The 26,352-nt window shown below is 44.7% G+C and carries 19 protein-coding genes, 2 tRNA genes and 3 rRNA genes; 14 read left to right on the top strand and 10 right to left on the bottom strand.

All coding sequences use genetic code 11. The features are described from left to right. Positions 1-11: 11 nt before the first annotated feature. The 6 genes from moaD to K9M52_RS06725 form a co-directional block, all read right to left on the bottom strand. Positions 12-254: a molybdopterin converting factor subunit 1 gene (gene moaD / locus K9M52_RS06750; RefSeq protein WP_224071294.1), complete on the bottom strand. Its 243-nt coding sequence runs from the start codon at positions 252-254 to the stop codon at positions 12-14. An 80-nt stretch (positions 255-334) separates the two neighbouring features. Further along, positions 335-1,381: an MBL fold metallo-hydrolase gene (locus tag K9M52_RS06745; RefSeq protein WP_224071293.1), complete on the bottom strand. Its 1,047-nt coding sequence runs from the start codon at positions 1,379-1,381 to the stop codon at positions 335-337. An 86-nt stretch (positions 1,382-1,467) separates the two neighbouring features. Further along, positions 1,468-2,403 (bottom strand): helix-turn-helix domain-containing protein, encoded by a 936-nt coding sequence (locus K9M52_RS06740; RefSeq protein WP_224071292.1) that lies wholly within the window; start codon positions 2,401-2,403, stop codon positions 1,468-1,470. Between the two features lie 40 nt (positions 2,404-2,443). Next, positions 2,444-3,295, bottom strand: coding sequence for an SDR family NAD(P)-dependent oxidoreductase (locus K9M52_RS06735; RefSeq protein WP_224071291.1), 852 nt, complete (start codon positions 3,293-3,295; stop codon positions 2,444-2,446). A 109-nt stretch (positions 3,296-3,404) separates the two neighbouring features. Then, positions 3,405-4,391 carry a Gfo/Idh/MocA family protein gene (locus K9M52_RS06730; RefSeq protein ID WP_224071290.1) on the bottom strand — a complete coding sequence of 329 codons (987 nt, stop codon included), beginning with the start codon at positions 4,389-4,391 and terminating at the stop codon, positions 3,405-3,407. A gap of 41 nt (positions 4,392-4,432) precedes the next feature. Then, on the bottom strand, positions 4,433-5,530 hold the full coding sequence (locus tag K9M52_RS06725) for an anhydro-N-acetylmuramic acid kinase (protein WP_224071289.1): 1,098 nt from the start codon (positions 5,528-5,530) through the stop codon (positions 4,433-4,435). Positions 5,531-5,613: 83 nt separating this feature from the next. Here K9M52_RS06725 and upp point away from each other — a divergent pair, with 83 nt between their 5' ends. The 8 genes from upp to rrf all read left to right on the top strand — a co-directional run bounded on the left by upp (position 5,614) and on the right by rrf (position 14,358). Then, on the top strand, positions 5,614-6,267 hold the full coding sequence (upp, locus tag K9M52_RS06720) for a uracil phosphoribosyltransferase (RefSeq protein WP_224071288.1): 654 nt from the start codon (positions 5,614-5,616) through the stop codon (positions 6,265-6,267). An 84-nt stretch (positions 6,268-6,351) separates the two neighbouring features. Then, entirely contained in the window at positions 6,352-7,815 is a 1,464-nt protein-coding gene (locus K9M52_RS06715) for a DUF4476 domain-containing protein (RefSeq protein WP_224071287.1), read from the top strand. A 17-nt stretch (positions 7,816-7,832) separates the two neighbouring features. Beyond that, complete coding sequence (truA, locus tag K9M52_RS06710) at positions 7,833-8,582, top strand: tRNA pseudouridine(38-40) synthase TruA (protein ID WP_224071286.1); 750 nt, start codon at positions 7,833-7,835, stop codon at positions 8,580-8,582. Between the two features lie 555 nt (positions 8,583-9,137). After that, positions 9,138-10,667: ribosomal RNA gene (locus tag K9M52_RS06705) — 16S ribosomal RNA — on the top strand. Positions 10,668-10,815: 148 nt separating this feature from the next. Further along, positions 10,816-10,889: transfer RNA gene (locus K9M52_RS06700), tRNA-Ile, on the top strand. Positions 10,890-10,938: 49 nt separating this feature from the next. After that, positions 10,939-11,012 (top strand) — tRNA-Ala (locus K9M52_RS06695). Between the two features lie 304 nt (positions 11,013-11,316). Then, positions 11,317-14,130, top strand: a 23S ribosomal RNA gene (locus K9M52_RS06690). A 114-nt stretch (positions 14,131-14,244) separates the two neighbouring features. Beyond that, positions 14,245-14,358, top strand: a 5S ribosomal RNA gene (rrf, locus tag K9M52_RS06685). The 16S, 23S and 5S rRNA genes sit together here with 2 tRNA genes alongside, the layout of an rRNA operon. Before the next feature lie 134 nt (positions 14,359-14,492). Here rrf and K9M52_RS06680 read toward each other — a convergent pair. Further along, the gene (locus K9M52_RS06680; RefSeq protein WP_224071285.1) at positions 14,493-16,166 is read right to left on the bottom strand and encodes a molybdopterin-dependent oxidoreductase; all 1,674 of its coding nucleotides are present in this window, start codon (positions 16,164-16,166) and stop codon (positions 14,493-14,495) included. A 169-nt stretch (positions 16,167-16,335) separates the two neighbouring features. On the opposite strand from K9M52_RS06680, the gene K9M52_RS06675 reads away from it, so the two are divergent. Further along, a complete protein-coding gene (locus K9M52_RS06675; RefSeq protein ID WP_224071284.1) occupies positions 16,336-17,436 on the top strand; it encodes a mandelate racemase/muconate lactonizing enzyme family protein in 1,101 nt (366 codons plus the stop codon). Between the two features lie 603 nt (positions 17,437-18,039). On the opposite strand, the gene rpmA is transcribed toward K9M52_RS06675, so the two are convergent. From rpmA to K9M52_RS06660, 3 genes are all read right to left on the bottom strand, one after another. Continuing rightward, complete coding sequence (rpmA, locus tag K9M52_RS06670; RefSeq protein ID WP_224071283.1) at positions 18,040-18,315, bottom strand: 50S ribosomal protein L27; 276 nt, start codon at positions 18,313-18,315, stop codon at positions 18,040-18,042. A gap of 45 nt (positions 18,316-18,360) precedes the next feature. Further along, positions 18,361-18,666, bottom strand: a complete 306-nt coding sequence (gene rplU / locus K9M52_RS06665; protein ID WP_224071282.1) for a 50S ribosomal protein L21 — start codon at positions 18,664-18,666, stop codon at positions 18,361-18,363. 270 nt (positions 18,667-18,936) lie between these two features. Beyond that, a complete protein-coding gene (locus K9M52_RS06660) occupies positions 18,937-21,489 on the bottom strand; it encodes a zinc-dependent metalloprotease (protein WP_224071281.1) in 2,553 nt (850 codons plus the stop codon). Between the two features lie 358 nt (positions 21,490-21,847). On the opposite strand from K9M52_RS06660, the gene K9M52_RS06655 reads away from it, so the two are divergent. The 5 genes from K9M52_RS06655 (at position 21,848) to K9M52_RS06635 (ending at position 26,286) form a co-directional block, all read left to right on the top strand. Continuing rightward, on the top strand, positions 21,848-22,711 hold the full coding sequence (locus K9M52_RS06655) for a MotA/TolQ/ExbB proton channel family protein (protein WP_224071280.1): 864 nt from the start codon (positions 21,848-21,850) through the stop codon (positions 22,709-22,711). Between the two features lie 160 nt (positions 22,712-22,871). Further along, a complete protein-coding gene (locus tag K9M52_RS06650; RefSeq protein WP_224071279.1) occupies positions 22,872-23,558 on the top strand; it encodes an ExbD/TolR family protein in 687 nt (228 codons plus the stop codon). Positions 23,559-23,591: 33 nt separating this feature from the next. Then, the gene (locus K9M52_RS06645) at positions 23,592-24,143 is read left to right on the top strand and encodes an ExbD/TolR family protein (protein WP_224071278.1); all 552 of its coding nucleotides are present in this window, start codon (positions 23,592-23,594) and stop codon (positions 24,141-24,143) included. A gap of 78 nt (positions 24,144-24,221) precedes the next feature. Next, the gene (locus K9M52_RS06640; protein WP_224071277.1) at positions 24,222-25,070 is read left to right on the top strand and encodes an energy transducer TonB; all 849 of its coding nucleotides are present in this window, start codon (positions 24,222-24,224) and stop codon (positions 25,068-25,070) included. Between the two features lie 373 nt (positions 25,071-25,443). After that, the gene (locus K9M52_RS06635) at positions 25,444-26,286 is read left to right on the top strand and encodes an energy transducer TonB (protein ID WP_224071276.1); all 843 of its coding nucleotides are present in this window, start codon (positions 25,444-25,446) and stop codon (positions 26,284-26,286) included. The last annotated feature ends 66 nt before the right edge of the window (positions 26,287-26,352 follow it).

The following is a 26,352-nucleotide window of genomic DNA, read 5'->3' as shown; positions in this document are numbered from 1 at the left end:
ACAAGTCAGGTTTATCCGCCACTGACCGGCGGGATAATAGCTATTTCATCCTGGGCGTTAAGTATTAAAGCATCTCCTGCATATTCTTTATTGACCGCAATCATATAGGATTTTAAGGAGGCTAATTGCGGATATCTGCTTTCAAGTTCTTTTTTTAAAGTCCTTGTGTTGATGCCCTTTTCTACCTCCAGGATTAACTTGGAGGCGCCTGTCAATTCTTTACTAACGCCAAAGGCTAATATTGTTACTTCCATTTTGAAAAGATAAAATTAAAACATGTTGGGCAGATGGTTGCATAATCGCCCACATTTGTCTTGGGGGTGGTTGTATCTGTTTATTGAATGGTTTCCCACCAGCGGGAGAAGGGCTGAGTATCGTTGCGTAAGTGGACGACTTCTCCAATTTTAGGGGTAACAAGTGGTATGCGCGGCCCTTTTTTGTTTAATTCGGTAATGACTTTGAGCGGCTCGTCCCAGGGGTGGGTTGATAATTTAAATTTTGAGGAGTGCACAGGGAACAGACGCTTTGCCTTTAAATCCTGCGCTGCTTTTAACCCTTCTGCGGGTAGCATATGGATGGCCTGCCAGGCTAGGTTGTACTGGCCATTATCCAGGATAGCCAGGTCAAAACCAGGGAATCTGTTGCCGATATCAGCGAAATGCGTGTCATAACCGCTATCACCACCCAGATACAATCTCAAATGGGGCGATTCCAGAATAAAAGACAACCAGAGCGTATTATTGCGCCTGAAAGCTCTACCCGAGAAATGCCGGGAAGATGCAGTATATAAACGGATATCTGCGTTAATATCGATCTGCTCATTCCAGTCCAGTTCCGTGACCAGTTGACTGTCGTAACCCCAGTATTCCAGATGCTCACCGACGCCCAGGCCACAAATGATATGTCTGATCCTGGATTTTAACTGCAGGATGGTGGCATAATCCAGATGGTCGTAGTGATCGTGGGTGATCAGTAGATAGTCGATTTCGGGCATATCTGCCGCTGTATAGAGATCCGTCCCTTTAAATGATTTATTGGAACCGGGGATTGGAGAGGCATTACCGCTAAAGACCGGATCGATCAGAAAACGCTGACCGCTAAGCTGAATATAATAAGAAGAATGCCCGAACCATACCAATAGATCCTCCCCAACAGGCAGGCTTTTTAAGTTCGTCCGGATGGCCGGGATTTGATCCATAGGTTTTGTCCTCGGAAATTTTCCAAAGGTAAAGTTGTACAAAACCCCGGACATGGAATAACCCTCGGCCAGTGTCGGCGTGTCGTGGATATTGTGAAACTTGCCCTTCTTATAGTGAGGAGATCGGGTAATGGATACCAGTCTTTTACCGGAAGGCGCTTTTCCAAATTGTCGTCTGAACATACAAAGAAGGAATTATTGATCAAATGTACATGTTGCCGGTCAATCAGGGCAATTTTCGATTTTCTGAAACAGAATAACCGCCCCAACTAATTATAAGAAGTTCTAAACTCCATTGGGGATTGACTGGTTTTTGTCTTGAAAAACTTACTGAAAGACTGCGGATGTTCAAAGCCCAATTCATAGGCGATCTCGCTTATGGTACGTCCTGAAGACAGCAGCTTTTCCTTTGCTTTTTCGATCAGCACCTCGTGGATATGCTGTTGTGCGCTAAGACCGCTGATGCTGCGTAGCATATCGCTGAGATAGCCCGCAGAAACATTTAACTGGCTGGCAAGATAACCGACACTGGGCAGCCCCATGTTTAGGGATTTTGCTTCCTCAAAGTAGGTTTCCAATGATTGATTCATCTTTTCGAGGATCGTATGACTGGCTGGCTTACGGGTAATAAATTGCCTTTTGTAAAACCTGTGGGCATAGTTGAGCAGCAATTCCAGTTGAGAGATGACGATGTCTTGACTGATATCGTCCAGACGGTTACTAAGTTCCTCTTCAATATTTCTGAATAAAGAAAGAATGACTTTTTTTTCTTTTTCTGACAATAACAATGCTTCATTGACCGTGTAAGAAAAATAGCTGTACTGCCTGATTTTCTGAGCCAGCGGATAGTTGAGCAGGAAATCAGGATGTATGAGCAGGATAAACTGGTCATTGAGACAACCCGGCGAGGGCGTTTCCTGGGGTTCATCTGATCCAAGTATCTGTGTGGGAGCAGCGAAAAATAAACCACCCTCCAGATAATCAAACTGCGTCCTTCCATAGGGGATGGTGCCACCGATATTCATCCGGTAAGATATTTTATAGAAGCTCAGCATTTGACTGTGCTGAGGTGGTCTTCCTTTCAGTTCATTATCGATTCCGTTGACCAGGGCAATAAGCGGATGTTGCGGTGGCGGAAAACCAGTAGCGCTCATGGCTTCAGAAAGGGATTTGAACCGTATGGGTTGAGGGTGGTTTCTTTTCATGAGTACAAATTTAAGTTTTTCGTAAAACCGCCCGTGTTAATTAGTTTTGAACACTGTCGGCAACATCTGCCCAGGCTTCCCAGGTGGCGATCCGTTTGCGATACGCTTCCTTTACCTCCGGAAGGTTGTGTTTGCCCAAATTCAGGCGCAGCGGTGGTTGGGGGGCATCAACCACTTTGAAGATAGCCTGGGGCGTTGCTGCGGGATCACCCGATTCCATGGCCTTTAACTGTTCCATTACCTGTTCTCTCAGTGGGTCATAGGTTGTTAAAGTGCCGGTTAATTTTAAAGAATTAGGGCTCCCGAACTCAGTGGCGTAGGCACCTGGTTCGATTATCGTTACCTGAATGCCAAAAGGTTCGACCTCGGTAGCCAGGCTTTCATGGATCGCCTCAAACGCCCATTTAGAAGAACAGTAGTAGCCGATTAAAGGGTAGGCCAACTGGCCGAGACCGCTGGATACACCCAGGATGTGCCCTCCTTTTTGTTTGCGCAGATAAGGGAGCACGGCCTGAATAACAGTTACAGGCCCTATTACGTTGGTTTCATAGAGAGCCCGGATATCCTCTGGTGCGGACTCTTCAATTGTACCCACTAAGGCATAGCCGGCATTGTTAACAACAATATCCAGTCTGCCAAAGTATTCAATGGCGGACTGTACGGCGGCAGTCACTTGATCTGGCCTGGTGACATCCAAAGGCAAGGTGAGCACCTGTTGGCCATATTTTTCCTTTAGGGGATTGAGGGCGCTGACATTTCGGGCAGTGGCGACGACTTTATCACCCCTTTCTAATGCGGCCTCGGTCCATATCTTGCCAAAACCTCTGGAGCAACCGGTAATAAACCAGACTTTTTCTTTTGTGGTTGCTGCTGTATTTTGATCTTTTGCCATAATAACTATATATTTTAAGTTTATAATGGTGCAAAGATCGCCGTAAGTTGATCGGGCTTTTGTAGCCGGATTGAGGATGTTTGAAGCCAAATACCGGATTTCGGTGATATTAACCTTTGGGATATTGTACGCCCAACTGTCGCTTGATCTCATCCATTAGCCTGGCCAGCTGAAGACTCGAACTGACTGGCCAGAGCGGACTTTGTATGCGTTCTTGTTCTATACAGCGGACAACTTCATCGATCTCAAACTCAAAGCCGTTGGTTAGTGGTGGTAGTTCAACTTTCTCCCAATCTTCATTCCCGGTCTTTAAATTATAATAATGGTTTTTATACCAGGGGCAGGGAATTTGTATCTGCCCCCGGGTGCCGGTGATCTCAGCGGTAATAGGCATCTGGTAGTGGATGGAGCTGGCGATGAGGGCCGTTTTGTTGCCGGCATATTGTAGTATAGCCTGGCAATCCAGGTCAATTTTGCTGTCAGAGAGTCTGCCGGAAGCCAGGATCTTTTCGGGTTGTCCCAGTAGAAGAGTAGATAGAAATAACGGGTAAATGCCTACATCAAGCAGGGACCCGCCACCCAGAGCGGGATCAAATAGCCTGCCTGCGGGATTAAAGGGCGCCGGAAATCCAAAATCAGCCTTTATGTATTGTATATCTCCTATGATCCCCTGATGGATTTTTTCCAGCATGGAAACAGTCATGGGGATAAAGCGTGTCCATAGGGCTTCCATTAAAAAGACTTGATTCTTTTCGCAAAGTGCCAATAGCTTTTCAGTCTGTTCCGCATCCAGTGTTAATGGCTTTTCTGAAAGCACAGGTTTATTGTTTTCCAGGCAAGCCTTAGCCAGTTCATAATGAAAAGCGTGTGGTGTCGCAATATAAACTGCGTCTATTTTGGGGTCCTTAATGAGACTGATATAATCACTATAATATTTGTCCGCATTGAACTCCGAAGCAAAATCCTTTGCCCGGTTTTGGTCTCTGGAGGCTACTGCGTATAGCCTGGAGTGTTTCGGAATTTCCAGGGCACTGGCAAATTTCCGGGCGATTTTACCAGGACCCAGAATACCCCAATTATATATTTTATCGGCCATAATAAAAGGATTTTGATGGGTGAATAGGTGTATGATTGTGATTAGTATGGCTGTCCGATCCAGACCGCTCCACCTATACTGGGACGGCTGGCCCCGGTGTTTTCCATTACCGTGTTCTCTTCCCGCCAGCGAAGAACACCCAGTAGAGCCATGATAATAGCTTCTTTGTAATCAATAACCCGGGCATCGGGCAGTTCGACCTGAATGCCGTAAGGCATCAATGCTGATTTAATACGGTTAACCAGGAAGGTGTTATGTGCACCGCCACCTGTTATAAGCATTTTTTTCTCTGCTGCAGCGGTATTACCTGTCAAAGCAGTACCTGTTGCATAGCCCACCTGCATGGCTATATGTTCAACTACAGTGCGTAGTTTGTCTGCTATATTTATGGCGGCCGCATCTAACAGCGGTTTTATCTCTGTGGTAAAAAACTGGTTAGCCAGACTTTTTGGGGCTGGCTGGCTACAATAAGGCAGTTTATTCAGGCTGGTTAAAAGTGGCGTATTGACCTGACCCGCTGCTGCCAGCTGTCCATCCTGATCATAGGCAGTACCATTTAATGATGCTAGATAATTCAACGCCTGATTGGCGACGGTTACGTCAAAAGCCTTTATATTGTCCGTCTGATGGAAGGCGATATTGGCAATGCCACCAATATTTAAGAAACTGTCGTATGTGGGAAAGAGTAGTTGCTCACCCAAGGGAACCAGCGGCGCCCCCTGACCGCCCAGCGCCACATCTAAAACCCGGAGCTGATCTATTACATTAATTGAATTGATCGCAGCGATGGCTGCGGCTGACCCGATTTGTGTGGTAACGCCTTTTTCCGGTTCGTGGAATATTGTATGCCCGTGATTGACAATTAGTTGTATCTGATGATCCAGTGCATGTTCCACAATAAATTGTTGTACGGCTTTGCCTATAAATAGGCCAAGGTCATAATCCAGCTGTACAAATTCCCGGGCACTCAGATCTGCTGCATTTTTTAAACGGTCCTTCCACTGCTCGCTATAATGGACACATTTCTCCTTTCTTAGGTCAAATGTCCATTGACCCCTGACTTCTTCAAAAGAAACAAACGCGATATCCAATCCATCCAGAGACGACCCGCTCATGAGTCCTATTGCCCTATAAACCATGCTTTATTATTAAGTTGAAGGGCAAAGATAACTATCTATCGAGAAGAAATCTGCAATTCATAAATATCAGTTAACTTAGCCACATGATAAGAAATCTTAGTCAGGAGCATTCCCTGATTTCCAATTGGGTGAGTGAATTACGCGATGTTCACATACATGGAGACCGTATGCGTTTTCGCAGGAACCTGGAAAGGATCGGAGAGGTGGCTGCCTATGAAATCAGCAAGGAGTTGCCTTGGAAGACTAAGGACGTAGAAACTCCATTGGGTATACATCAGAGTAGGGTGCTGGAAGAGCAGCCCATCGTAGCGACAATTTTGCGGGCAGGTCTGGCCATGCATCAAGGGGTACTCAATTATTTTGATCAGGCGGATAATACCTTTGTTTCCGCTTACAGAAAACATAATGAGGACGGTAGCTTTGATATTGTTTTAGATTATGTCAGCAGTCCTTCCATTGAGAATCGGATTTTGATTATCTCTGATCCCATGCTCGCGACGGGGACTTCACTGGCCAAGACCATCGCCGCTTTGGCGCATTTGGGCAAACCGGTAAAAACATATATCATAGCTGCTATTGCCAGCAAACAGGGCATTGATTATCTGCAACGTTCCGTTGGCGGGGAATTGAATCTCTGGTGTGGGGATATCGATGAAGCCCTGGATGACAATGGCTACATTGTGCCCGGCCTTGGTGATGCAGGAGACCTGGCTTTCGGGGAGAAATTACAACACTAGGCAAAAAGGGGAATTTTTAGCATAAGTTTTGTTATGTAACCGCATTTAGCTATTAATTTTGTTCGGAAATCATATTAAAATTAAATGACGCGTCAATCAATCAAACGGATATTACTTTTTGTGTGCATGGCAGTGTTGGTGTTTTCCACTCAGTCTAAAGCGCAAGATGCTGATAATAATCATTTTATCTATATACAGGCAAAGGCCAAACAGCCTTTTTACGTGATTTTAAATAAAAAGGTGTACAGCTCTTCCTCTATTGGGTATCTTATTATCCCAAAACTGAAAGATGGCTCCTATGACTTGAGGATCGGTTTTCCCCAGGCCCAGGCACCGGAACAGAATTTTACCTGTGTCGTCAAAGGGAGTGATGCAGGATACTCTTTAGAAAAAGGAGAAGATGGTAATTTAGGATTGCTAAATCTTCAATCTAAAAAATTCATTGCTTCAAATAGTCAGACAACGCTGGAAGATCAATATGCAGCCGCTAACCCTCAACCGGATAAGGCTGCAGAAAAGATAACTCAAGAAAAAGATGCTGCGAAAGCAGAGACGAAAGAGGCTACAGCTTCGAATAATGCCTTTAGTGAAATGCTTTCTAATGCAGCCGGTGATCCTACTCTAGGTGCACCGATACCAGCGCCTAAGGCCGTATTAGCGAACAAAGGAGAGAAAAAATCCACTCAGGTCGAAGATTTTGGAAAGGATCCCGAGGCAGATAGCAAAGCCATTGCGGAAGCGGCACCTGAAGAAAACCTGAAGCCGGCAGAAGAAGCAACTGCTGATTTTTCGAAAACCTTTGGCGTGATCAAATCTGGTCAGGAACGCTCCAGGAAGGGAACGGAAATGACATTTGTAATGTTTAACAGCCGCTCGACGGATACGGTAAAGATTCTGGTACCGCGAAGTGCCGCTACGGAGGAAGAAGAGAAAACGACTGGCGTGGCGCCTACCCCCATCAGCAAGAAAGAATCTCTGGCATTATTTGCCAATACGGAAGAAGATAGTTTTACAGTGGACAATCAGAATGCGCTTTCTGAAAGAAGGGAGGAAAGAAAAAGAAAAAGAGAAGAAAAGAGATTTGTCGATATAGGTAACTCAGATCAGGCAAAAGAAGCAGAAGGAGATGTCAAAGGAGCAATCGACAATCCTTTTTATAGTAAGTCTAAAGATGACGCGGGCCAGACAATCAGTGCTGATACGGAGAAAAAGGAAGATACGGATGTAACAGCAAATGATGAACAGGCAGCTGAAGTGGTTCAATGTGATCCGATTACGGACAAGAATTTCCAGAAAATGCAGAAAAAAATGATTGCCCGCAATAATGATAATGACATGATCGCTATTGTTGACAAGTATATTGCCGGTAAATGCTTAACCACCAGCCAGGTAAAAACGCTGGGGGGACTGTTTTTATCGGATGCCGGTAGGTATGCTTTATATCATGATACCTATTCTCACGTAACCGATAAGCAGAATTTTCCTTCTTTAGAAGGCCAACTATTGGATAGTTATTTTAAGAAGCGCTTTCAGCAGATCCTTCAATAATTGTATTGTAATTTTTCATGGCTAAGTATTTTCTGGAACTTTCCTATATGGGCACCCATTATAATGGGTTTCAGGTACAGCCAAATGTCCCCACGATTCAGGGAGCGTTGGAGAAAGCGATGAAAATACGCTTACGGGAAGATATTGAATTATCCACCTCATCCAGAACGGATGCTGGTGTCCACGCACGGCAGAACTTTTTTCATTTTGAGACCGCGACTGAGATCAGTCAGAAAATGATTTATAACCTGAATGCAATTTTACCCCGGGATATTTCTATCACGAATATGTACAAGCTTCATGACGAAGCACATTCCAGGTTTGATGCACTTGGCAGAAAATACCGGTATTATATCTATAACTATAAGAATCCATTTATGTGGGACCGTGGCTGGTATTACCCTTTTAACCTGGATATAGACCGATTAAATGAAGCAGCAGCTGTTGTTATGGAATACGAGGATTTTACATCCTTTTCTAAACGTAATACACAGGTGCATACCTATATCTGCCAGATCAGACAAGCTGTCTGGGAAATGGACAATCATACTCTTGTATTCACGGTAGAAGCGAATAGATTTCTCAGAGGCATGGTCAGAGCCTTAGTGGCAACCATGCTGAAGGTAAGCCGCGGTACAATTAGTATAGAACAGTTCCGCAGGATCATAGAATCAAAAAATTGTGCGAATGCTGATTTTTCTGCACCGGCCAAAGGACTTTTCTTAGAAGAAGTGAGCTATCCGTATAAGCTAACAGGGATTCAATAACCCGGTTGGATGATTAAATTTATGCCTCAAAAGGGAGATCCTTGTCTTCCTTTTCTATTTTTTTCTTTTCTGAAAGTCTTATAAACATTGGGTTTCATAAAATAGTTTTGGATTATTTGAAAATAAATTTGTTTGGGAGTTAAAAGGTATTACCTTTGCAATCCCGCGACGGAAAAGAGGGTGCTAAGGCGGGTCAGTTCTTAAGATATTTTTCTTTGTAAGGGGGTGGTTAACAGCAAGTTGCGAGTCTCAGACCTGCGAGAAAAATAAAAAAAATCTACTTAAAATATTTGGTTGGTAAATGCGTGTTTACTACCTTTGCACTCCGCCTGACGGTAGAGACTGTCAGAAGATTGGCGGGGGGTAAAAAAGTAGGGAGTACGGTGTGCCGTGAGGTGCATGGTATAGCAAGATAGGGATAGAGATATTTCTATAAAGATCTTTGAAAGGAAAATACAAATAACAGTAAGGAAGACACTACGAAGCGTTGAAAAAGAACACAAATTTTGACGCCTAATTTTCGAGAGAAATTTAGTCAGTTCAAACAATACATTAACAATGGAGAGTTTGATCCTGGCTCAGGATGAACGCTAGCGGCAGGCTTAATACATGCAAGTCGAGGGGTAACAGTTGAGTAGCAATACTTGAGCTGACGACCGGCAAACGGGTGCGGAACACGTGCGAAACCTTCCCTTATCTGGGGGATAGCCCGAAGAAATTCGGATTAATACCCCATAATATAATGATGTGGCATCACATGATTATTAAAACTCCGGTGGATGAGGATGGTCGCGCGTATGATTAGGTAGTTGGGGGGGTAACGGCCCACCAAGCCGACGATCATTAGCTGATGTGAGAGCATGATCAGCCACACGGGCACTGAGACACGGGCCCGACTCCTACGGGAGGCAGCAGTAAGGAATATTGGTCAATGGACGCAAGTCTGAACCAGCCATGCCGCGTGAAGGATTAAGGTCCTCTGGATTGTAAACTTCTTTTATAGGGGGCGAAACACTTTGTTTTTACAGAGCTTGACGGTACCCTATGAATAAGCACCGGCTAACTCCGTGCCAGCAGCCGCGGTAATACGGAGGGTGCAAGCGTTATCCGGATTTACTGGGTTTAAAGGGTGCGTAGGCGGACTTGTAAGTCTGAGGTGAAATCTCCGAGCTTAACTCGGAAACTGCCTTGGATACTATAGGTCTTGAATGTCGTTGAGGTCAGCGGAATATGTCATGTAGCGGTGAAATGCTTAGATATGACATAGAACACCTATTGCGAAGGCAGCTGGCTAAGCGAAAATTGACGCTGAGGCACGAAAGCGTGGGGATCAAACAGGATTAGATACCCTGGTAGTCCACGCCCTAAACGATGATTACTCGACGTGCGCGATACACAGTGCGCGTCTGAGCGAAAGCATTAAGTAATCCACCTGGGAAGTACGTTCGCAAGAATGAAACTCAAAGGAATTGGCGGGGGTCCGCACAAGCGGTGGAGTATGTGGTTTAATTCGATGATACGCGAGGAACCTTACCTGGGCTAGAATGCGAATGACGGTACCTGAAAGGGTATTTTCTAGCAATAGACATGAAGCAAGGTGCTGCATGGCTGTCGTCAGCTCGTGCCGTGAGGTGTTGGGTTAAGTCCCGCAACGAGCGCAACCCCTATCATTAGTTGCCATCAGGTTAAGCTGGGAACTCTAATGAGACTGCCGTCGTAAGACGCGAGGAAGGAGGGGATGATGTCAAGTCATCATGGCCTTTATGCCCAGGGCTACACACGTACTACAATGGGAGGGACAAAGAGCAGCCACTTGGCGACAAGGCGCGAATCTCAAAAACCCTCTCTCAGTTCGGATCGCAGTCTGCAACTCGACTGCGTGAAGCTGGAATCGCTAGTAATCGTATATCAGCAATGATACGGTGAATACGTTCCCGGACCTTGCACACACCGCCCGTCAAGCCATGAAAGCTGGGTGTACCTAAAGTCGGTAACCGTAAGGAGCTGCCTAGGGTAAAACTGGTAATTGGGGCTAAGTCGTAACAAGGTAGCCGTACCGGAAGGTGCGGCTGGAATACCTCCTTTTTAGAGCGGCGCGCCGACGCAAGTCGGAGTAGCATTACTGTTATTTATTTTCCTTTTAAACTTATTAGTTCTTTCAAACAGATAGCACTGACGGCCAACTTCAATGTAACACATGGCTATAGATTGGCGATAGGGTTCAAACAGTCACAGTCTCGTAGCTCAGTTGGTTAGAGCGCTACACTGATAATGTAGAGGTCCCCAGTTCAAATCTGGGCGGGACTACAAAGAATTCGATGAGATTCTGAAGTGCTATACTGTAAGGTATATAAATGGGGGGTTAGCTCAGTTGGCTAGAGCATCTGCCTTGCACGCAGAGGGTCATCGGTTCGACTCCGATATCCTCCACATTAAGAAGTAAAAAGAACAGTTCTTAAATTAAGATGAGTTAAGTGTAAGCGGGTTGATTGATTACAGAGGTGATCAAAAGACAGCGGCAGCAGGAATCGGATTCCATACACTGACAGATGTGCCTGAGTCAGCGAACGGCTAGTAATAGTTAAGTAGTAGGCGTAGAGGGTAGATAAAGATCTTTGACATATTGGGAAAGCAAAAACAATAAGAGTAACGAGAGGCTTTTTTTCTGTTGTAAGACGGAAGGAGAGCTGATCAAACACATAGTGGTGGTAACATCACTACAATTTCTAAATTTTTTAAAGCAATTAAGGGCGCATGGTGGATGCCTAGGGTCTGAGAGGCGAAGAAGGACGTGGTAAGCTGCGATAAGCTGCGGAGAGTTGCACACGAGCGTTATATCCGTAGATTTCCGAATGGGACAACCTGGTATGTTGAAGACATATCACTCTGCAAAGAGAGCCAACCCCGAGAACTGAAACATCTAAGTACCGGGAGGAAAAGAAAATAAGACAATGATTCCCTAAGTAGTGGCGAGCGAACAGGGAAGAGCCCAAACCTATGAGGCGTGCCTCATAGGGGTTGTAGGACTGCATTTAGGCGGTATTATCAAGCTGAAGTATCTGGAAAGTTACATCACAGAAGGTGAAAATCCTGTAGGCATAAATTAATACCAACGAGCAGTATCCTGAGTAGCGCGGGACCGGAGGAATCCTGTGTGAATCTGCCAGCACCATCTGGTAAGGCTAAATACTCCTCAGACACCGATAGTGAACCAGTACCGTAAGGGAAAGGTGAAAAGTACCCCGAACAGGGGAGTGAAATAGTACCTGAAACCGTGCGCCTACAAGCGGTCGGAGCATCTTTATGGTGTGACGGCGTGCCTTTTGCATAATGAGCCTACGAGTTACTCCTCACTGGCGAGGTTAAGTTCTTAAATAACGGAGCCGTAGCGAAAGCGAGTCCGAATAGGGCGTTCAGTCAGTGGGGGTAGACGCGAAACTTTGTGATCTATCCATGGGCAGGTTGAAGTTTTGGTAACACAAAATGGAGGACCGAACCCGTTGACGTTGAAAAGTCTTGGGATGACCTGTGGATAGGGGTGAAAGGCCAATCAAACTGAGAGATAGCTCGTTCTCCCCGAAATGTTTTTAGGAACAGCCTCGGATATAAAGAAGTGTGTTAGAGGTAGAGCTACTGATTGGGCTAGGGGGCTTCATCGCCTACCAAACCCTGACAAACTCCGAATGCTAACACATATCTCCGGGAGTGAGGCTACGGGCGCTAAGGTCCGTGGCCGAGAGGGAAATAACCCAGATTAGCGACTAAGGTCCCCAATCCATGGCTAAGTTGAATAAACGCGGTGGGACTTCTATAACAGCCAGGATGTTTGCTCGGAAGCAGCAATTCATTTAAAGAGTGCGTAACAGCTCACTGGTCGAGAGGTCCTGCACGGAAAATAATCGGGCATCAAGCCATGAACCGAAGTCCTAAAATTGCACCTTAAGGTGTATATTGGTAGGGGAGCATTGAAAACAGCGTTGAAGATGGTGGGCGACCACTGTTGGAGCGTTTTCAAAAGAAAATGTAGGCATAAGTAACGATAATTAAAGTGAAAAACTTTAACGCCGAAAGTCTAAGGGTTCCTGATCAACGTTAATCGGATCAGGGTTAGTCTGGTCCTTAGGAAAACCCGAGAGGGGTATCTGATGGAAAGAAGGTTAATATTCCTTTACCTGCATATCAATAAAAGTGACGGATCACCGTGGTCTGTATGTCCTGACGGAATAGGGCATCTGAGTAGAACCTTCGGGGGAAGCGAACGGATAAAAGTGGTTCCAAGAAAAGCGAGATATGCAGCCAGTACCGCAAACCGACACAGGTAGACGGGATGAGTATTCTAAGGCGCTCGGGTGAGCCGTGGAGAAGGAACTAGGCAAATTAATGCTGTAACTTCGGGATAAAGCATACCATAGCGATATGGTCTCAGTAAATAGGTTCAACCAACTGTTTAACAAAAACATAGGGCCCTGCAAAATCGAAAGATGACGTATAGAGCCTGATACCTGCCCGGTGCTGGAAGGTTAAGGAAGGATGTTAGCGCGCAAGTGCGAAGCTTCTGACTGAAGCCCCAGTAAACGGCGGCCGTAACTATAACGGTCCTAAGGTAGCGAAATTCCTTGTCGGGTAAGTTCCGACCTGCACGAATGGTCTAATGAGTTGAACACTGTCTCCTCCACGAGCCCGGTGAAATTGTAGTATCGGTGAAGATGCCGGTTACCCGCCACGGGACGAAAAGACCCCGTGAACCTTCACTACAACTTTGCATTGATTTTGAGCAACCGATGTGTAGGATAGTTGGGAGACTATGAAGCATGCACGCCAGTGTGTGTGGAGTCAACGTTGAAATACCAACCTTCTGTTGCTTAGAACCTAATCCTGAACAAGGAGACATTGCATGGTGGGTAGTTTGACTGGGGTGGTCGCCTCCTAAAAAGTAACGGAGGCTTGCAAAGGTACCCTCAGTACGGTTGGTAATCGTACATAGAGCGCATTAGTATAAGGGTGCTTGACTGTGAGGCATACACGCCGAGCAGGGACGAAAGTCGGCTAAAGTGATCCGGTGGTTCTGAATGGAAGGGCCATCGCTCAAAGGATAAAAGGTACTCCGGGGATAACAGGCTGATCTTACCCAAGAGCTCATATCGACGGTAAGGTTTGGCACCTCGATGTCGGTTCGTCACATCCTGGGGCTGGAGAAGGTCCCAAGGGTTGGGCTGTTCGCCCATTAAAGTGGCACGTGAACTGGGTTCAGAACGTCGCAAGACAGTTCGGTCTCTATCTGTGGTGGGCGCAAGTAAATTGAGAGGACATGACCTTAGTACGAGAGGACCGGGTCGTATGTACCGCTGGTGAATCAGTTATGCCGCCAGGTGTAGTGCTGAGTAGCTACGTACAGCCAGGATAAACGCTGAAAGCATCTAAGCGTGAAACCTCCCTCAAGATGAGTTTACTTTTAAGGGTCGTCAGAGACGATGACGTTGATAGGCTATAGATGTAAAGGTGGTAACATCAAAGTCGAGTAGTACTAATTGCCCGTACGCTTTATTTTTTAAATCTATTTTTATTGTTGAAATGGTAAAGATAGTTGCTCTAAAGTTGAGCTTTTCCAATATGACCTTATTAAGTGAGCCGTAAGCAGTAAGCGAGTGGCACACGAATTTTTTATGGTGGTTATTCCGAGGGTCTTCACCTCTTCCCTTACCGAACAGAGAAGTTAAACCCCTCATGGCCGATGGTACTTGGGTCTTATCCCTGGGAGAGTAGGTAGCTGCCATATTTATTTGAAAGTCTCCGTAAGCAATTACGGAGACTTTTTTTTGGGCTTATTTGAAGGGAGTAGAAATCAGATAGAGGAAGACAAAACATACAGGCTCTCCTATACGCGGTCGCAATTGTTGGCATTCGTAGTGTTTATGTGTCTGCCAATAAATCAAAGTATTCGTCATCTTCATTTTTACCGCCGAAGCCTTTGCCGACTTGTTCATGAGATTCGATAAATTCTATATAGTCTATCCATTTGACCATCTTATAGCCGAGCTGGTTTTCTACTCTAAGTCTGAGGGGTGCCCCATGCTCAACAGGTAATGGTTTATAATTCATTTCCCAGGCCAGGAGACTTAAGGGCTTCATACAATTGTCCAATGTATGGGTATCATAATATACGCCACCATATAGTCCAGTCCCAAAAGAGTAAAATGCTACGGTAGTAACGTTGGGATGCGGTTTGACCAGTTCTATTATTTTACGCATGGGAATACCGCCCCATTCTGCTATGCCCGACCAGCCCTGTATGCAATGATGCATTGTAATATTCTGGTCCATTGCTATTTTCTTTAACTCTTCCAAGGATAATTCCATGGGGTTTTCGACCAGCCCTCTTATCGTCAATTTATAATCTTTAAAATTATTTCTTGCCAGCTCCATCCAGCGTTCTGAATCCTCCGGCATTTTACCATTTGGCCAGAAATAGGGAGAAATATCTTTTTTCTTATAATAGCGTGTAGGCTTAAAAGTATTGATACTCCGGCGCCACAGATTTCCATTAATAGCTGCCTGCGCCTTTTGTAAAGGCCTTGGACGATGCCAGGACAGCCATAACGCAATAAAGCAACAGAGAACTACAAAAACAACGATACCAATGCCGATATAAAGGCCGGCGTTGCTTGTCGTACTGTCTGTCCCCATAACGATATGATTCATGTTACGGGAAAGACCGGTAGCAACGACCAGGGACACATGAATCAAAATAAATACCAGATAGCAAACCATTACCATAAAATGCCCGGACCTGGCCGACTGTCGGTTTCCGAATAATTTAGGGTACCAGGGAAATCGATTAGCAATGGCAGGTGACATAGCCAGACCGGTTAGTATAGCTAATGGGGCCAGAATAAATACAACGGCAAAATAGGAAAGCTGCTGTAGAGCATTGTAATGATAGAATCCATTGGGCTCTACCGGAAAATTGAAAGTAGCATAGTGCACGAACACATTCCAGGCATCTGGTATAACTTGCCAGGAAGTAGGGATCAGCCGCATCCAGTGATTGGTAAATAGTAAGAAAGCGATAAATATAATGCCGTTAATAATAAAAAACGGAACGGTCAGGAAATGCCAGACTCTTGCAAGGCCTATACTATGGCGATAACCGGGCAAACCTAAAAGAGGGCTAATATATCTGGCGTCTTCTTTGGCAGTCCACATACGGTCTTTGGGAACCTTAACCGGAGTAAAGCGGACCCATTCTGATTCCGGCGAGCAGCCGTTATTAAAATAGAGCCTGGGATGATCTACCAAAATAGATAAGCCACTTCTGATAATTAATGACAGAAAGAGGAAATTAACCCAATGGCTGATGCGTGCCCATGACGGAAAGCCGGCAGCGGCTTTCGACGGTAAATTGGCTAAGGCTGCGGAAGGGTCGGGTGGCAGGCCATAAAAAAGGTATTCGATCCATGCTGCTCCTGTTGGGATCAGTATAATGGCGCCGAAAATAATCCACATGTAGGGTTTAATCACCATGGTCAGCCTTCTATCCTTGGGATAAAGTACTGACTGTTCTGCTTTGCTTAGATGTCCAATCATTTGCCTTTAGAATTTTTCGATGATCAAATTGATTTGCCGTCTATGCCCTTCTCATTTTGCTCTCACAAATTACAAAAACTAATCTGTTTTTCAAAAAGTTAGGCGAATGCAGTAATTTCACAATAGCTGTGGAAATTTGATTTTATATCGGCGTTTAAATATATAAACCATGAAGATCAAGCATACGGAAATTTACCAGTTTAGCATTCCGATGGTGCCATTTGCCATTGCAACCGGTACGATGGATTATGCCCAGAATGTACTGATTCGGTTGCATACGGATGAAGGTATTATAGGAACAGGAGAATGTTCCGCCTTCCCGATGATCGTAGGAGAGACCCAGCAAACCTGTATCGCCGTGGCGAAGGATTTTGCTACTTTAATAAAAGGAAAGAACCCGCTTAATATAGAAGTAAGGCTTGCAGAATTTGATAGCTACATTGCAGGGAACACTACGGTCAAAAGTGCCTTTGACATGGCCTTATATGATATTGCTGCCCAGGATGCCGTTTTACCATTATATGCTTATTTAGGCGGCGATAAGAAAGAGATAATAACAGATATTACCGTCGGTATAGATACACCTGAGCAAATGGCCGCCCTGGCATTTAAATTTAAAGAAAATGGCGCTTCGACGATCAAGGTAAAGGTTGGGAAAGAGCCGCGAACAGATATTTTGCGCATCAAAGCCATCCGTGCTGCGGTCGGTCCCGATTTGAAAATACGCCTGGATGCTAATCAGGGTTGGCGCCTGGAGGAAGCAATAGAGGCGCTGGCCGGCATGCGCGATCTGGATATCGAATTTTGCGAGCAGCCCATGCGTAGCTATGATGATGACAAGATCGCTGCTTTGAAGTCACAAATTAAAATACCATTAATGGCGGATGAAAGCTGTTATCATCCCAGAGATGTCGCAAAAAATGTGCTGGCTGGATTTGATTATATTAATATTAAACTGGCCAAAGCCGGCGGCATATTTAATGCTTTACGGCTGGACCGTAATGCCGCCGACGTAGGGGTGCCTTGTATGATGGGAGGGATGCTTGAAAGCAGAATGGCATTGACCGCTATGGCCCACCTGGTATTGGCAGCTGGCAATATCAGATTTATTGATATGGATACCTGCTTGTTAGGCCATACAGAAGACCCTGTTACAAGAGGTGTAGAAATAAATCAATACAGGCTCCGATTACCATCACCTGATTTACCGGGCATTGGGGCGGAAATAGATCCGTCTTTTCTAAGCAAATGTGCCCGTTGGTGTATTTGAATATTCTTCCCGTTTATAGGTTATATTTAAATTATTCATTCGTTATTGAACGCAATTTATTGTTTCATAGATAGTTAGTATATTTGTTTTTTGGTTTTTTTCTGGGGAGTACTTATAATTAAAATAGGTAATCTATGAAAAGCGTAACTGCAATTAACAGCTGTCTGTTTCTGATGCTCAATTCATGCTTGCAGCAATACTGTAACACCAAAACCTGACCCCTATCCTTCCGGAGGATTCAACGAGAGCCATTCTTAAAAATTGACAGCACAGAGGGTAAATGGAGCCAGTTATTTGGGACTGCCGCGCCACAGATCGTATCGGGAAACATTTATGAGGCAGCGGCTTACCTGGTTCTGGAATCCGACAGCAGTACGGAAAGCTCAGAATAGGTTTAAATCGGTGTTTGTCCAAACCTGTAACAGATATTATCAGCGGTGTAGCATTTGATGGTCTCAGTGGAAATCTTTTGAGAAGGGCGGTATTTCTTGCGTATAGAGGCATAAAAAAGCTGTCGGACACTTTTATGTTGTATCCGACAGCCAATATATTCTATTATTAACCTAAATAGTAGTTGTAAGCGTAGCCCTTAAGGCATATGCCTTATGCAGTTTCAGCAGGAGCTTCCGAAGGAATCACAGAAACTTTGGTGATGTCTCCTTTAGTTTTTCTGAATTCAACGATACCGTCAGTCAGTGCAAATAAAGTAAAGTCTTTACCAACACCAACGTTTTTACCAGAATGGAATTTGGTACCACGCTGACGTACAATAATGTTTCCGGAGATGGCAGGCTGACCACCAAAGATCTTAACACCTAAGCGTTTGCTGCGGGAATCCCGTCCGTTTTTTACACTACCTTCACCTTTCTTATGTGCCATGGTATTATATAATTAAAAAGTTTGTAAATGGTTAAATATCAATGATTATGCAATAGCATCAATCTTGATCTGTGTATACTGGGTTCTGTGACCGTGCTTCTTACGGAAGCCTTTTCTTCTTTTTTGTTTGTAAGCAATTACTTTATCGCCTTGTACCAGATTGTTCAGGACTTCAGCCTTTACAATTTTAGTTACATCGGTACCTACAGATAAAGTTCCATCGGCGCTTACCAGCAGAACGTCTTTAAACTCAATTTTATCACCATTATTTGCAGACAGATGTGGTACGAAAAGGGTATCACCTTCCTGTACTCTGAATTGTTGGCCTGCGATTTTTACAACTGCGAACATAACATTAAAAAATTAGGACTGCAAAGGTAGGTATAAAAAGCATATGTCACAAGATTATTGCAAAATAATTTTAGGGAATGTCAGAAAATCCCCTGAACGACCGCTTCTTATATCCGGAACCTCCATTTTGAGGCGCTAAAAACAGCAAGTGGTCTCCGGTACCGGGCGTAAAATTAGCACGTTTCTGCGACTTGAAGGTGCGTTCCATGAAAAAGGGGGCCAGTGCCCCCTTTTAACAGATTATATAAGTTCACTATTCTCCCTGGCGCATTATTGCGCATCCAGGGCTTTATTGACCCTGTATACAAGATCCTGGAGATGGTATTTGCTCATAGGATCTGTATAATTACCCGCCGCTGACTCTAGTTTTGTTTTTAACGACATAAGGTGGCCGCGTACCAGAGACGGAACATCTGACTCAGCATACTCGCCCCCCAGAATAGACTGTAGCTGTGTGGTTACGGCAGTCTTATCCGGGCTCAGATCCAGAATAAGCGCATCAATATAAGTTTTCTGAAGTCTTCTTCTGCTGAAGGAGATCGCATCCCGAGTACCGAGCTCTTTGAATAAATTAGATTCTAGTGTGCTGAGCAGGTCCTCCACCTGGTAGCCATCTGCTTTACCAAAGCGTTGATTACTAAAGGTAATTCTTTGTAGTCTGGAGGCAGAAATCAGGCTGGACAGCACGCCCTTTTGCAGGCGGTAGAGTGTCTCTTCAGTGGCAGGATGGCTGATCCGGTTTAGCACGTTGCTGTCCAATAACCAGGTCGGCGTTGTAAACAACTGATCATTTAAGAACGCGACTGCCTTGGCCTGCATGGCTTTAGGGGTAGGTTCATAGACATTTCCTGTCTGTTCAATACTCTTGGGCGTGGTCTCAATACCGCCTACATTTTTAAGGACATGTCCCATATACCGGTTAAACTGCCCGATGACCTGATTGTACATCTCTTCCATATTTGTATAGGTATCGGCCTGTTCATAAGTCCATTCCGGCAGGTTTTTGAGTACGACTTTCAGGTTTTTGATACCATACTGGCTCGCCAATACGTTATCGTCGCCCAGACATTCGCTTTGTGTCCTTGGATCGTAGGGATCCGTTTCTGTACCAAACCACAATCTGGGGTTTTTAGACAGGTTGTCAATGATCCATTTGCTGGTGATCTTATGATCCTCTTTGGGGGTTGTTGCTCCGGTATAAGCATAGCCCCATTTAATGGCCCACTCGTCGTATTCTCCGATTCTGGGATAAATGCCTTTTTTACTGATATTATCCTCTGGTTGGGCCACATAATTAAAACGGGCATAATCCATAATAGAGGGGGTATGCCCATGTGCCTCTACCCATTTTTTATTGCGGAGGAGCTCAACCGGTACGGTACTGCTGCTACCAAAATTATGACGCAGTCCCAGCGTGTGGCCGATTTCATGAGAAGAAACAAAGCGGATCAAGTCCCCCATAAGCTCATCATCAAATACCATTTTGCGCGCCCTTTTGTCAATCGGCCCTGCCTGGATCATATACCAGTCATGCACCAGCTTCATTACGTTGTGGTACCAGCCGATATGGCTTTCCAGGATCTGTCCGCTTCTGGGGTCATGTACGTTAGGACCATAGGCGTTCTCAATATCAGAAGCAAAATATCGGATCACGGAGTAACGGGCGTCTTCCATACTCATGGTCGTATCATTTTCCGGCCATGGCTTGGCCACAATGGCATCTTTGAAACCTGCTTTTTCAAAGGCTTTTGCCCAATCATTCACCCCGGCGATCAGATAGGGGCGCCATTTTTTAGGTGTCGCCGGATCTATGTAATAGACGATCTGATGGGCCGGTGTCACCAGCTCCCCGTTTTTCCATTTCTGGTAATCTTCAGCACGGGGCTGGAGATTCCACCGAACAATAAAATGCTCATCTTTAACACGTTGTTGATCATCTCCATAACGGGTAAACCCGTCGGCGAAATATCCTACCCTTGGGTCAAACAGCCGGGGCTGCATTGGCGTCTTGGGTAGTAATAGGAAAGAGTGGTTGAAACCAATGGTGACTACACCTACATCGCTGGCAGCGTCAAAAGCTTTGCTGCGGCGTCCGAACTGCCCGGGGGTTGGGGGGGCCGGTTGACTGGAGTAGGTTTTTACAGTCCTGATTTCCGTATTAATGGGATAAGTATGAATGGATTGAATAAAAGAACGGTCTTTTAACAGGCCACCAATACTTAAACCCTTGCGGGTACGGGAGGGAAAGGAAAGTGCTGGGTTATCGGCCAGGAACAGATCATTCACCTCTACCACTACTGAGTGCCCCTTGCCATAAGCTTTAATAGGGAAGGAGGCCAGATAGGGATCTACATTGGAGTTCAATACTGCTTTATAAATGGCATTGGTGGAATCTGCCATTGCGATGGTCATTTTCAGCTGTAGGAAGATATTTTTATCCGGCCCTTTGACGAAACGCACCATCTCCTGGTTGACGATCTCACCTGCATAGACCCCGGCACCCCCGGGTACTTTATCGTAACGGGTAACGACCAGGATATCCCGGTTGAAAATAGAATCGGGTATCTCAAAGAACCAGTTATTATCTACCTTATGAACCGTAAAAAGCCCTTTGGCGCTGACAGCTGAATCAGGAATGACCTCTTTGTAAGGTTTGATCGGGTTGGGTTTCTCGGGCTTTTTCTTCTCTGGTTTGTGCGTGGTATCCTTTTTGACTACCGATACAGAATCCTTGGGGATTTTGGGCAGGCTGTCTGGTTTCTGGGCAAAAGAGAAAGCCGAAAACAGTACGAGCCCTGCCACTAAGGCTAGTTTTTTGTACATTTTGGTTAAAATTAGTTATAACAATGGCGGTAAAGATAATGGTTGTTTGTTTACAAAATACTATTTTCCAAAAACGGTCAAAATGGGGTAGGGGCGGCTTTAAAGCCCTATAAATGACCTCAATAAAAAGTTAAACAAAAAAAACAAAATCAAAATTTTTTTAAAAAAATATAAAAAAGAATTTGGTCGGTAAAATAAAATATATAATTTGCTCTGCCTTTCTATGGAGTATTTGGAGGTACAGGGCTAGTTTATAATAATGTAACGAACTAATGTTCCTTATTTAAGAATTTCTTCTTAGTATTGGGGTTATTTAAAAATCATTAAACACAGTTATTCATTAAAAAACAATTTCATCATGGCTGAAATTAAACCAACTGCTCAAGCAGCAGCAAAACACGTTTCTAACGTAAAACCTAAAAAAAGCTCTAATGCAATTTCTTGGGTGGCCCCGGTTCTGGGGATTGTAATCGGTTACATTATTTGGAGGTTTGTATTAGGTAATCCGGCTAACTTTACTAAACCGGATATGAGCGGTGGCTTTTGGCCTAAACACGAGGATGCAAAGACAGGATTATCGAGGATGTATGACGGTGGTATCATCGTGCCTGTATTGATTGGTTTGTTTTTAATCGTAGTCACATTTGCTATTGAGCGTTTCCTGACGATCTCTAAAGCAACTGGTAAAGGCAATATCGGAGAATTTATCCGTAACGTACAGTTCAACCTTGCTAACAAAGACGTAGACAAAGCGATCGCACTTTGCGACAAACAAAAAGGCTCTGTCGGTAATGTAATGAAAGCCGGCCTGGGCAAATACAAAGAAATGATCACCAACAGTGAGTTGGATACAGATCAGAAAGTCCTGAACATCCAAAAAGAAATTGAAGAAGCGACAGCACTGGAATTACCTATGCTGGAAAAGAACCTGGTATTCTTGTCTACCATTGCCTCTATCGCCACACTGGTTGGTCTGTTAGGTACGGTTGTGGGTATGATCACGGCCTTTGCGGCCCTGGCAGCAAGTGAAGGTGGCAGCGCTTCTACTCAGTTATCCAAAGGTATCGCCGAAGCCCTGTATAACACGGCCTTAGGTATCGGTACTTCTGCGATCTCCATCATCATGTATAACATCTTTACGACCAGAATCGACGGTATCACTTACGGTATCGACGAATCAGGTTTCACTTTGACTCAGAGCTTTGCTTCTATCTATAAATAATCGGTGCTGAGCATTGATTAGGCAAGCCGCGCGCCCAGCTGCAGCCACTCAGGTGGCTGCAGCGCCGCAGCGACCACTTTTTTTTAGAAATAAATAAAAAGTTTTATGGAATCGGGATGCGACCTGCATCTATATTATAGAAGAAATTAAAAAAATAACAATGGGAAGAGCCAAAGTAAAACGCAAAAGTACGAATGTAGATATGACGGCGATGTGTGACGTTGCGTTTCTTTTGTTGACTTTCTTCATCTTAACGACGAAGTTTAAGCCCGACGAAAAGATTCCTATCACGACACCTTCTTCTGTCGCTTCTAAAATAGCTCCGGAGAAGAATTTCATTTTGATCTCTCTGGATAAAAATGGTCATGCTTTTTTGAACAGTGATATGGTTCCCGTCAAAGAACAGGCCCTGGATCTGATCAATCAGGAACAGAACCTGGGCCTGACGCCCGGAGAAATCCATAAACTGGCGATCATGCCAGTTATCGGAACGAGTTTCAATAATCTGAAAGCATACAGCCAGTTGCCCAATGAGCAACTTAATGACAAATTGCCGGGTATTCCAATCCAGGATACGGCCAACAATCAGTTAAAGGTCTGGATGAAGGCATTTGTTTCCGTTCAGCAAGGGTTAGGTGCCGATGATCCGCAAAAGAAAATGGCCATTATCCTGAAGGGCGATAATGTAGCCAAATTCCCTGAGTTTAAGAACGTAATCGCTGCCTTAACGGAGAACAGCATCCTGGAGTTCCAGATGGTGACCAATCCGGAAGGCGTGCCAAGCGGTACTGAACTTTGGAAAAAAGCACAGGCTGAAGGAGCGACGGTGACTCCTGTAAACGGTTAAATTAATTTTTAAAAACTTTAAAAGCAATATCCTATGGCAGAAATGGATACCTCGTCGAAAGACACGGGGAAAAAGGGTCCTGGGGTCAAGAAAGGAAAAAAGATGTCCACGAGAGTGGATTTGACCCCCATGGTGGATTTAGGATTTTTGTTGATTACATTTTTCATGTTTACAACAACAATGAGTCAGCCTACTTCCATGAATCTTAAAATGCCGGATGACAATAAAGACACAAAAGAACAAAATGTCAAGCAATCCGGTGCACTGACCATCTGGTTAGGCGCTAAAGACAGACTGTACTATTACGAAGGTGAATTAAAGCCAGATTTGTCGAACGTTCAGGTATCAAATTACAAAGATATTCGTAAGGTGATCCTGGAAAAGAAAGCTGCCGTTGCAAATCCGGATGACGTTTTTATGATCGTCATGCCGGGTAATCAGAGCACTTACAAAAATATCATAGATATTCTGGATGAGTTTTCTATCGATGTGGTTGAAAGATATGCTTTGGTGAATAAGGTCGATACCGCTTATTCTGCGGATATCGATAAAATGGATGCGATAGCAGATCAGGCTGGTCAATAATAAGCACTGGACATGCAAAGAATATTTGCTGATATCCGTTGAGTATTACTGGCTTAAACAATTAAACAAATTTTTAAAATGGACGCAAATAAAATATTAAGCTCGAGCGATCTGGATATCCTGTTTGACGGCAGGAATAAGGAGTACGGGGCTTATGAACTGCGGAAAACATATGCCAAAAGAATACGGATTGCGCTGTTGGGAACGCTTGCAATGGTAGTCTTATTCGTGGCCTCTATGTTCATCAAACCCAAGAATGATGATGCCGCAGCTAAAAAGTTTGAAGTGAAGGATGTCAAGATTGAAAACTACAAGAAGCCGCCTCCACCCAAAAAAGCCCCACCGCCGCCGCCGCCGCCAAAGGCAGCACCTCCTAAAATCGAAATGAAACAGTTTACTGTTCCTAAGGTCGTAAAGGATGAATTGGTGAAACCAGATGAGAAACCGCCTAAACAAGATGAAAAAATCACAGTAGGTCCGGTAACACAACATGGTCTGAAAATGGATGGTGCATTAGCAGCACCACCTGAAGTTAAAGGTATCGGTGGTACCGGTAAAGGCCCTGGGTCAGGGGGTACAGGTGATGGAGACTATAACAAGGAGTTTACTTCCGTACAGGTAGAAGCTAAGTATCCCGGTGGTCCGGCAGCCTGGAAAAAGTATCTGGAAAGGAACCTGCGTCAGCAGACACCTGTAGATAATGGAGCGCCTCCCGGCCAGTACGTTGTTGTGGTATCTTTTCTGGTCGCTAAAGATGGTACAACTTCCGAAGTTAAAGCCATCTCTGCTCCGGATCCGGATTACGGAACTTCTGATGAAGCGGTACGCGTAATCGAAAGAAGCGGTAAGTGGCAGCCTGCCATCCAGAACGGACGCCAGGTAATTTACCGTGAAAAGCAAAAAATCATCTTCCAGGTTTCTGAATAGTATTCAGGCGCGGGAAATGTAATCAATTGAAGTCCGGGCTCAGACAGTAGGTAACTACTGATTTGAGCCCGGGCTTTTTATGTCTGGGCTGTTGTGAAACTCCGGGATCTTTCTACTGTATTGCGTCAAGATAATTCTATGAAAAACCTTATGGAATTCAGTCTTGTTTTGCATCTATATAGTACGGGCTGCAACATAGAACTAACGGACTTATGAGTGTTCTTGCCCTATCATTTTTAATGTCATGGCCATGGCATCTCTGCCTGTTTGCTTTTTCACAGGAAGCAGGTTGACATCTGAACCACTGCAGACTCAGATACTGTGTTGTATTGTTTTCTTGAACCGTATCTATTCACTGTAAAAATTAATTAAGATGGATGCCAAAGATATTATGCGCGCCAGTCAGCTGGATATTCTGTTTGACGGCAAAAACAAAGATTATGGAGCTTATACGCTTAGAAAAAACTATCATAAACGCATCGAACTGGCAATGGTGGTTACCGGCCTGCTCGTACTTTTGTTTGTAGGAGGTACACTATTGCCCCATAAACAAATTGAACCGGCCGCTCCTCAGGTATTTGTAGGTCCCACCGTGAAGCTAAAAACTTATAAAAAGCCAGAAAAGCCCAAAGTTATTCCCCCACCCACCACAAAGGCACCTCTCAAGGTAGCCATGCAAAAGCTTACCGTACCGAATGTGGTGGATGATCGTCTGGTAAGGCCCGATGAGATGCCGCCCAAACAGACAGACAAGATCAAAGTGGGGCCTGTTACCCAAACTGGTGTAAATATGGATGGATTATTAACGGCGCCTCCGGAAGTAAAAGGCATCAGTGGCAATGGTAAAGGTATGATAGGCAGTGTCAATGATAATGCTGATTATCAAAAAGAATTCAAAGTGGTTCAGGTCGAAGCCCGATATCCGGGAGGACAGGAGGCCTGGAAGAAATATCTGGAACGAAACTTGCGTCGTCAGGTCGCCGTTGATAATGGTGCTTCCCCAGGATTATATGCTGTCGTTGTTTCCTTTTTGGTGGCCAGAGACGGATCCACCTCTGAGGTTACAGTCGTTTCTGCACCGGACCCTGATTTTGGAACCGCTGCAGAGGCAATTCGCGTTATTGAGCATAGCGGTAAATGGCAGCCGGCCATACAAAACGGGCGAAGTGTCATCTACCGGGAGAGGCAGAAGATCATTTTTCAGGTTAGCGAATAGTATAAACGGGATTTGATATTAGAGCACCTCCTTGCATACCGTGATAAAACGGAGCATTGCGTATGA

Source organism: Arachidicoccus terrestris (assembly GCF_020042345.1).
In the GTDB taxonomy this organism is placed as follows: Bacteria; Bacteroidota; Bacteroidia; order Chitinophagales; family Chitinophagaceae; genus Arachidicoccus; species Arachidicoccus terrestris.
The sequence above is the reverse complement of the archived record's forward strand: the minus strand, read 5'-3'. Positions and strand labels throughout refer to the sequence as shown.